At 38.2% G+C, this 9,615-nt stretch carries 6 protein-coding genes and 1 tRNA gene; 5 read left to right on the top strand and 2 right to left on the bottom strand.

Annotated elements, in window-relative coordinates:
* Together DBR11_RS15690 and DBR11_RS15685 are read left to right on the top strand one after the other, a co-directional pair.
* Positions 1-1,112: DUF5074 domain-containing protein (locus tag DBR11_RS15690; protein ID WP_233260776.1), on the top strand; the 1,112-nt coding region annotated here is incomplete at its 5' end.
* A 157-nt stretch (positions 1,113-1,269) separates the two neighbouring features.
* Positions 1,270-3,033, top strand: a complete 1,764-nt coding sequence (locus DBR11_RS15685; protein WP_108553602.1) for a DKNYY domain-containing protein — start codon at positions 1,270-1,272, stop codon at positions 3,031-3,033.
* Positions 3,034-3,087: 54 nt separating this feature from the next.
* Here DBR11_RS15685 and DBR11_RS15680 read toward each other — a convergent pair.
* A tRNA-Met gene (locus DBR11_RS15680) sits at positions 3,088-3,161 on the bottom strand.
* A 135-nt stretch (positions 3,162-3,296) separates the two neighbouring features.
* On the opposite strand from DBR11_RS15680, the gene DBR11_RS15675 reads away from it, so the two are divergent.
* The 3 genes from DBR11_RS15675 to DBR11_RS15665 all read left to right on the top strand — a co-directional run bounded on the left by DBR11_RS15675 (position 3,297) and on the right by DBR11_RS15665 (position 6,489).
* Complete coding sequence (locus tag DBR11_RS15675; protein WP_108553601.1) at positions 3,297-3,677, top strand: START-like domain-containing protein; 381 nt, start codon at positions 3,297-3,299, stop codon at positions 3,675-3,677.
* Between the two features lie 30 nt (positions 3,678-3,707).
* Positions 3,708-5,153, top strand: coding sequence for an LptF/LptG family permease (locus DBR11_RS15670; RefSeq protein ID WP_108553600.1), 1,446 nt, complete (start codon positions 3,708-3,710; stop codon positions 5,151-5,153).
* Positions 5,154-5,277: 124 nt separating this feature from the next.
* Positions 5,278-6,489 (top strand): bifunctional 3,4-dihydroxy-2-butanone-4-phosphate synthase/GTP cyclohydrolase II, encoded by a 1,212-nt coding sequence (locus tag DBR11_RS15665; RefSeq protein WP_108553599.1) that lies wholly within the window; start codon positions 5,278-5,280, stop codon positions 6,487-6,489.
* Positions 6,490-6,494: 5 nt separating this feature from the next.
* On the opposite strand, the gene DBR11_RS15660 is transcribed toward DBR11_RS15665, so the two are convergent.
* Positions 6,495-9,615: translocation/assembly module TamB domain-containing protein (locus DBR11_RS15660; RefSeq protein ID WP_108553598.1), on the bottom strand; the 3,121-nt coding region annotated here is incomplete at its 5' end.

Here is a 9,615-nt window from a genome sequence, read left to right as displayed (position 1 = left end):
ATATTATAATGAAACACTTAAACATTAAACAACTTTTTATTGCAGTATTGCTTTTGACTACCGGTTTATACTCCTGTAAAAAAGACAATGCCGAGATTCCAAAAACGGAGACCGTAGCGGGTAAATATGAAAATGGATTTTTTATCATAGGAGAGGGTTCTTACGGACAAAGTACAGGGGCGATAAATTTTTACAGATATGGAGAAGATACAGTTGGAATTAGGGTGTATGAGAAAGAAAATCCAGGTAAGATTTTATCTAATGCTGCAAAAACAAGTACTTTACAATTTGCCTCTGTAATTAATGGTAGTATTTATTTGATGTGTAAGGTAAATGGTCCTATTGTAAAAGTAAATGCATTGACGTTAAAAGAACAGGCTAGATATGTACAGGAAAGCAGCAATTGGAGAAGTATTGTACAGGTGGACGGAAACCGTGGTCTTGTGAGTGCAAATGATGGGGTATATCAAATCGATTTAAATACACTTGCGCTTCAAAATAAACTCACAACGGTTGGTGCTTTGAATACTGGAGATATGCTGAAAAAGGGTGATTATGTTTATTTATTGCAAAGTAATGGCGCCAAGATTATTTCGGCGAGTAACTATTCACTGGTCAAAAGCTTTTCAAATATTAGCCGTGGTTTTGCACAAACACCGAACGGTAAAGTTTGGGCTTCAACCGGAACCCGCCTAATTGGTATTGATAATAATTTAGATACTGCAGGTGTGGCACTTAGCGTCAGCGTGGGCAGTTTTGGTTTGGATGCGCCAACCCGAATTACTGCATCGACAAAGGAAAATGCAGTTTTCTACCATTCAGGAAAATCAATCTATAAATATGTAGATGGCAATGCTTCATCTTTGGCACAACCTTTTATTACGATTACCGACGATCCTTTTATGATCTATGGTTCTATACGTTATGATAAGAATAAAGATTATATTGTTGTAAATGGGATCCAGGCTTATGGTGCAGGTTCTACAGTTAATTTCTTATTGATATACAATGCTTCAACCGGGGTACTGGTTAAGAAAATTAAATACGGTGGAGATGGTGTTACGGTTGATTTTACAAAAATATACTTCCCGGACTTGACCGTTTTTCATTAACTGCTGACCAGGCTGATTTTTATTATCTTGCTTAAATTTGAACATGATAAAGCCCGATTGTTTTAAACAATTGGGCTTTTGTTTATAAATAAACTAACTTCAGTTGTTTTCAAATTATAAAGTGGATATGAAAGTAGTTTAAGCGGGTAAATAAAAGATGAACTTGGGCATTATTAAGCGTATAGGACTAACGGTGGTTATTGTTTCCGTATTGTTTTCATTGGTACTGATTGTATCCATGATGCTATCGGAGTCCAGGGGGCCGAGCAGTATGGATATGGATAAAGGACAGAAGATAGGAGGTATATTTACCCGATATCAGAACCAGGTATATGCATCTGTGCCGAGTAATGGGGATTATCTGATCAAGGACGCTGATGCAAATAGCTTCAGGCTGTTGGACGATAATTTCCGAAACCGACAGTTCGGCATTGACAAAAACCACGCTTACTGCGGCAATCTAATGGTCAAAGATTTTAATCCATCTACGGCTAAATCAATTGGTAACGATTATTTTAGTGATGGTAAGCAAACGTGCTATTGTGCCTCGATGAGTGTAAACAATAAAGCGTTATCGGTTATTTCGGAATTAAACCAGCGGATGTTATATGGTTTCGGGATTGGAGCGAAGCCACAGACCTATATTTACCCCTTCTCTAAGCTTGAGGCTGGCACAGCTCCTTATCGTGCCGTGCTGAATACAGAAGTGGTTACGAATGGAACCTTGTCTTACTACAGAGGTGAAATTCTTCCGCAGGCCAATTCGGAGAGTCTAAGACAGATTCCGGAATTGTACAACGATGGCGATATTCGTAAAAGTATAAGCTATCTGGCAGATGGTCAACATGTTTATTATAAGAATACCAGATTGCCACTTAAAGACCATTCTGATTTGTATGCTATTGTTATTGATGCCCAAAATCAGGAAAACTATCTGATAGATCCTAAACAGGGCATGGTGTATGTTAATGATATTGCTTTCGAAAAGCAACACAGCCCCTATCGTGTATTGTCTTTAAATGGAGGGCATGTTTATCATGCACTATTTCTAAGCAAGGATGGGATTTTCTATTTCGATACAGATAAAAACAAGGTTCTGAGCATCGATCACAATCCATTTAACAGTGCGAAATTTACAGAGATTGCGCCTCTGGTTTTTTCTGATGGCCGGCAAATTCTATACATGCAGACGAGTGAGGTTTGGGGCGGCAGACGCAATCCTGGCCTTAAGTCCAGGTCAACTAATATTTATAGACTGGACGAGCCCGCTATGGGAGATTGGCTGAAAATTGGGATGGTTGATCATAATTTCGGATCGGTTTGGAAAAATGGTGCTAACTATTATTACTTTGACCAGCTCGGCGATAATCAGCTGATTGGCCAGACAATTTATCGTATCACTGATCATGCGACAGTTGACTTGCTGCTTTCTCCGGAAGTTCGGACAGAAGAGATCCGGCAGCTGGTTCGTACGGATCATATGGCAAGGGTAAAAAGCACTGAATTGGTTAACGTGAAGACTTCTTACTCCAGCACCTATAATTGGTTGATATGGGGTATTGTATTTCTTTTTGTTGGTGTTCAGCTATTTCTGTGGATTTTAAGGAAACTAGGATTCAATCCAAAGCCTTTTAACATCAAAGATAAACGTCTTATCGTGAATAATTTATGGGCGAGGTCTTATGCTTTGTCGGATATTAAGACTATTGTTTTCTCCATCGAAACTGCAGCTCGGCAGAAAGGCTATACCGGACGTTTTCAAATTCAAACAAAAGATGGAAAACGGTCTCGTAAATATATGTTTGCGACTCAAATGCGGTTAAGTGCAGATTCCAGGCAAGAACTGGAGTCTTATATTACTGACTTGCAAAATATGCTGAAAAAGTATCAGGTCAATAGTGTTTTATCTGCCGCTCTATAGTGAATCAGTTGTATATAAATATAAAAAGCCCATCTTTCGATGAGCTTTTATCAGTAGCGGGGAGCAGGATCGAACTGCCGACCTCAGGGTTATGAATCCTGCGCTCTAACCATCTGAGCTACCCCGCCGGGCTTAATATTGATAGAATAGTATCAAATATTAATGTGGTTATTTTTAAGAGTTGCAAATATAGAATAATTTACCTTTCTTTAGAAATAAATAATGAAAATAATTAAATAAATTCAAAATATAAGGGTTCCAAGATGTCAGAAAAGAAAAAGTTTACGCTAGAATACGAATTGAAATCATCTCCGCGTATTTTGTTCAGTTTTATAAGTGAGCCTAATGGCTTGTCTCAATGGTTTGCAGACGATGTGGTTTTTCGTGATCAGGTTTTTACTTTTAAGTGGGACGATGAGGTTCAGAAAGCTAAACTGCTCAGTGTAAAAGAAAATAAACTCGTTAAATTTAAATGGGTCGACGATGAGCCACATTGCTATTTCGAAATGGAAATTGTACAGGATGAACTGACCAATGATGTAGCTTTAAGCATTACAGATTTTGCAACAGATGAAACCCTTGCAGAACGGACCTTAATTTGGGATAATCAAATTACCTATCTGCATAGTGTGATAGGGGCATAAATATTCGCCCGCATTGACTACCTTTGTACATTGAAAAAGATTCACTTACTTCTAGTCAAGGCCTTTATTAAGCCATTTATTGTCACATTCTTTATTGTGATGTTTATCTTGCTGATGCTTTTTCTATTTAAATATGTAGATGATTTAATAGGAAAGGGATTTGAATGGTATGTTATCCTGGAGCTGATGTTCTATGCATCTGCTGCCAATGTGTCTATGGCGCTCCCTCTTGCTATTCTGCTGTCGTCTATTATGACTTTTGGGAGCCTTGGGGAGAACTACGAACTGGTGGCTATCAAATCTGCCGGTGTCTCTTTACAACGCGCCATGAGGCCACTTCTGGTGGTTATTGTATTGCTGGCTATTGGATCTTTTCTGTTTTCTGATTATATGCTTCCTAAAGCCAATCTTAAGTATGGTTCGTTATTATGGGATGTAAGAAATAAAAAATTATCCTTTCTGATTAAGGAGGGGGTTTTTAACAATAGTATCCCAGGTTATTCTATTAGAGTGGATAAGAAAGGTGAGGATGGGATTTCGCTGGAGGGCATTATGATTTATGATCATAATGGTACCGGAGGGATCGCAAAGATCATCATGGCTAAAGATGGAAAGATGTATAAGACCAGTGATGATAAATATCTGGTGCTGAAACTAAATAATGGTGTACGCTATGAAGAGACAGCGGGTAAAAATACTTCTTTTAACCCCAGACAGGAATTGTACCGCATGCGTTTTGGTGAGACAGAACAGAAATTTGATTTTTCAAGTTTTAAAATGAGCAGAACGGACGAGAATAGTTTTCGTTCCAATACGGCTATGCTTAACCTAAAGGGGTTAACCAGGAAAAAGGACTCCTTGACAAAGCTCCAGGACAGTACAGATCGCTATGCGAGGTTAACTTTAGGGAGTTATTATAAACAGAACAATTATACCAAGGGTTATACAAAGATTAAGATTCCTGCCAGGAATATAAAAGGCCCTATACTTAATGAAATCCCAAAAGGATTAAGGTCAACAGTACTTCAGAATGCGCTCGATCAGGCAACTACTATTCAGCAAACTACATCAGCAAAAATTCCGGAGCATGAAGAGCAAATGCGGAACCTGATCCGGGTAGACGTGGAATATCAGCGAAAATTTACATTGGCGGTATCTTGTTTGCTGCTTTTCTTTATTGGGGCGCCATTGGGTGCAATTATCAGAAAGGGAGGACTGGGGCTTCCTGTGGTCATGGCGATCATCTTCTTTCTGATCTATCATATTATTTCTACAGTTTCTGAAAAGTCTGCTAATCAGGGTAATATAAGTCCTGTTCTGGGGATATGGATGGCTATAATTGTCTTGAGCCCTTTAGGGGCATTTCTGACGTATAAAGCAACGGTTGATTCTGCTTTATTTGATGCTACCTACTACAAAACGACATTCGTTAATTTCTTTAACCGGTTCTTAAAAAAGAAAAGGACCGAAAGTTAATTCATCCTTTTGAATATCATTACCAATTGATGATATTTTAGAACCTAATTTACCGGTGAAGGTTGTACCTTTGTATAAGGATTCTTTGGCTTAATTAAAGATAGAAGGCCGGGAAAGTTTAAAAATGGAAATTAAATTGAACACAATAGAAGAAGCTATTGTAGATATAAAAGCCGGAAAACTGATTATTGTAGTTGACGACGAAGACAGAGAAAATGAAGGAGATTTCATTACGGCTGCAGAGAACGTAACTCCTGAAATGGTTAATTTTATGGCAACCTATGGCCGTGGCCTGATTTGCGTGCCTTTAACCGAAGAACGCTGCGATCATTTAGGGCTTGAACTGATGGTTGGAAAGAATACTGCGGCTTACGAAACGAATTTTACGGTATCTGTTGATTTAGTTGGACATGGGTGTACCACAGGTATTTCTGCTTCCGACAGGTCCAAAACGATACAGGCATTGGTTAATCCTAAAACCAATCCGGAAGAGCTGGGCAGGCCCGGACATATTTTTCCTTTACGGGCTAAGGCTGGGGGTGTATTGAGACGTTCAGGGCATACTGAGGCTAGTGTTGATCTGGCCAGGTTAGCAGGAATGGAGCCTGCTGGTGTTTTAGTAGAAATATTGAAAGACAACGGAGAGATGGCCCGCTTACCTGATCTGATTAAAATTGCAGCTCAGCATCAGTTAAAAATCATTTCTATTAAAGATTTGATTGCTTACCGTTTGAGTAATGAGAGTCTGATCAAGCAAGAAGTAACGATCAATCTGCCTACGCAATGGGGTGATTTTAAAATGACAGCCTATACGCAGTTAGATAACAATGCAACTCATCTAGCCATCAGTAAAGGGGAATGGGCTGCCGATGAACCGGTGCTTGCAAGGGTACATAGTTCTTGTGTAACAGGTGATATATTTGGTTCTTGCAGATGTGACTGCGGTCCGCAATTGCATAAAGCATTGGAGATGATTGAGAAAGAAGGTAAAGGTGTTGTTGTTTATATGAATCAGGAAGGCAGAGGTATTGGTCTGATCAATAAACTTCGTTCTTATAACTTGCAGGATGAAGGTTTTGATACTGTAGAAGCTAATATTAAACTTGGCTTTAAAGGTGACGAAAGAGATTATGGGGTAGGTGCGCAGATATTAAGATCTCAGGGCGTAACTAAAATGAAATTAATGTCTAACAATCCGACCAAAAGAGCGGGCTTGATTGGGTATGGACTGGAGATTGTGGAGAATATTGCTATTGAGATTGAAAGTAATAAACATAATGAAACTTATCTGAAGACCAAAAGGGACAAGATGGGACATCAAATTATGAAAGGTTAAAAAAACTATTTTTTCTTACTCTTTTTATCTTCTAAAACAGCTTCTTTATTCAGGAGCTGTTTTTCTTTTTTTGCCTTTTCTTCGGCCTCTTTTTTCTTAAGGTTCTTTTTGTACCTGCCGGTTATTTTCTGCAGGAATTCCCTGAAATTATCAAATTGCTGATTATACATCAGGCCAAGCGAAGTTACATTTGCATTTTGCTGGCTTACTAGTGTGTTTACCAAAATACTCTGTTGCGTTGGAGGTTTATTGGCTAATTTTGCAACCAGTGTACCATCCTTTTTTAGTAAAGCCAGTATTTCTACTTCACTTCCTACATTATTTTTAGAAAACCCAATTGGTGAAAGATCGCTGGTGCTCTTTCTGTCTACAATGCCGGCATTTAAAATGATCCTGTCTTTAAAAAATTTAAATGATGCGTTTGCTTCACTGAATGACCGTATATTAATGTCTACAAAATCCAGGTTAAGAGAAGACAAAACATTGTTAAATTGATTAAAGAGTAATTCTGTAGCGGTGCTGGTTACACCTGAAGTTAGTTGCTCTCCAAGATTTTGTCTTCCATTTCCAGGGGCAAAACTACGGCGTATAATTAAACTAAAAGCCTGGAGATTTAAGTTGTTTGGGTCATTAAAATAGGCCTGCAAATCCTCTTTGATAGCGGGGTTGGATGGAAAGGAAATATCCAGTTTGATGTCTGGCTTTAAGAGAAGTCCAGAAAGACCCATTTCAACATCGGTAGGAACTCTTTCTGATGAGTTGGGACTGGTTTCTCTGTTGGCTGCCAGATATAAGTCGCTTAAGTTCGCCCTAAGAGAATAGATGGCTTTAAGTTGTATTTGAGCTGCAGAGGGATTTCCTGTCCAGCGGATGGAACCACCTTGTTTAATAGAGAATTTTTTATTGATAACTTCCTGGGCTGTGAAATCAAAATTACCTGACTCAATAATATAGTCTCCTGTCATCTCAAAATCTCCAAGACTGTTGATTTCAAGATCCAGGTCTGCATTACCTTTGCCGCTTAGCTTTCCAAGGGTTGTATAAATATTTGCTGTGCTGTTTGGGTCAACACTGAGTTTAAAACTCATCGTCAGTCCGTCAAAACTCGTTTGGCTTTTAACTACTTTGGTGGTGTCTTTACTTACAAATGTGATGAAATCTTTACTGGATACTGTCTCAGAGCTATTCAGGGGTAAATTAAATACGGTACCTTTTTCAGTTTTTGCGTCGATACCGATAAATAATTTGTTGGTTGGACCTTTAAATTTAAATGTCCCTGTAGCATAGGCCTGTCCATAGTAGAGAGAATTGTCTTTTATGGTTGTATTTAGGGCCATGAAATTTTTGGCATCAACAATGATGTCCAGACCAGGATCTTCAATATTGTTTAAGTCGACGGTACCGTTAGCTATAGCTGTATTGCCATCGATATCTGTAATTTTTAGGTCTTCAAGCCTGATGATGCTGTTGTCTACATTGACTTTATCAGATAGGGAATAGGCTGTTTTAAGGTAGTTTACGGTAACTTTAGCCTTGTTGAATTCCACTGTTCCATTAATCTCTGGCTTTTCAAAAGAACCTTTAACGGTAAGTTCAGAAGAAACATTTCCTTTCAGATCCGATACCAGGCTATTTACAAAAGGTTCAAAAATAACCAGTTTACTGTCATCCAGTTTCACAGAAAGGTCTATTTTCTTTTCGGTCAGGTCCAGACTTCCATCTGCTTTTAAGGTCTCATTTCCATTGGTGAGTATCCGTGTATAGATATTAGCCTTGTTGCTGGCTCCATCAAATGATGAGGTATCAGTAAGTGTTCCAACATAGGAGTCATTCAAACTCAGAGAATCAATTTTAATGTCGTTATTAAGTTTGACAGAGCTTAACAGGTTCTTTATACGGGTTTTTCCGTTTACATTTCCATATAGTTTAAGCCCGATCGTTTTGGTAAGCGGATTAAGGGTTTTTAAATTGAAATCTTTAAAGCCGACCAATAAAATATCTTTGGGGTCACTTGATATTAGTCCATCAATGCTGAGGGATTGGTTTCCGTTACTTAAATCAAAATTGGCAATTTCTGTTTTTCCCTGGTGAAAGTTAATTCTTACTTTTTCCTGGATTTTCCAGTCTTCATTATTAATGGTCAGGATAGAAGGTAAAATACTGATTCTTGCGGTCGTGTCATTAGCAAATTCGACCAGACCATTTAAATCCAGCTGGTTGGCATCGTCGGAATTAGAGAGTTTTACGTTAAGTGAAAGGCTGTCATTTCTTAAAATATTAGAAATGTTCACATTTTTAATATATAAACTGTCATTCAGATCCACTCTATCTGAGGTGATAATGGCCTGAAGCTGTGAATTGCCGGTATTTTCGTCAATAATGATGTTGTTTACTGTGACCCCTTTGAACTTTAGTTTCTTGATGAATCCATTGAGTGTTGCTACCTTGTTCCTGGAGTCAAATTTTCCAATGAGCACAGCCTGGTCTTCAATCTCCAGGCCAGGAGCCAGCAATTGTGCGATTGGCTCAAATCGTTTAATATTGAGGTTAAACTGGAAATTTTGTGTCCCATATTTTACGATATCGGCTTTTAATGAGGGAATATAGGTTTTAGCCAGAGCTTTATAATAAGAAGGAATCGTATTTAAATCGTATTCTCCTTTAATACTTGCATCCAGTACATCTGAATTAATGGTCAGTGTGCGGTCCAGTCCAATACCCTGAGCTTTTAAAAGTATAGAGTCAATGGTGTAAACGCCTTTTACGTTGTCAAGTCTGATTTTATCTATAGCCAGATTCCCCTGTATATTGTTTAAATCATTTCCGGAAAAATTGGTGCTGAAGTTTGCATCGATCTTTAAGGAGTCTTTAAATAACTTCAGGGCTTTCAGTTTGGCATTTTTAATGGTAGCCTTAAAATTAAAAACAGGCAATGCCGGATTCAAGTTAACTCCGCCATCAAAAACGAGTTGTACATTCTTATCGTTAATTTTTAAACTCCCGTCAAAGTATTTTTTGTCGAAAATTCCATTGATTTTCACGTTGCTATAACGATAGTTGTTGAAATCTATATATTCTATATCACCATCTATATCTTCTTTTAGTTTATCGATCTCGGTGCCATAG

Source organism: Pedobacter sp. HMWF019, assembly GCF_003061025.1.
In the GTDB taxonomy this organism is placed as follows: domain Bacteria; phylum Bacteroidota; class Bacteroidia; order Sphingobacteriales; family Sphingobacteriaceae; genus Pedobacter.
Note: the sequence above shows the minus strand (reverse complement) of the source record. Positions and strands in the feature narration are given on the sequence as shown.

Excerpts from the sequence above, each read along its gene's own strand:
- DBR11_RS15675 (WP_108553601.1), top strand. The coding sequence starts at position 3,297 with ATGTCAGAAAAGAAAAAGTTTACGCTAGAATACGAATTGAAATCATCT.
- DBR11_RS15665 (WP_108553599.1), top strand. The coding sequence starts at position 5,278 with ATGGAAATTAAATTGAACACAATAGAAGAAGCTATTGTAGATATAAAA.
- DBR11_RS15685 (WP_108553602.1), top strand. The coding sequence starts at position 1,270 with ATGAACTTGGGCATTATTAAGCGTATAGGACTAACGGTGGTTATTGTT.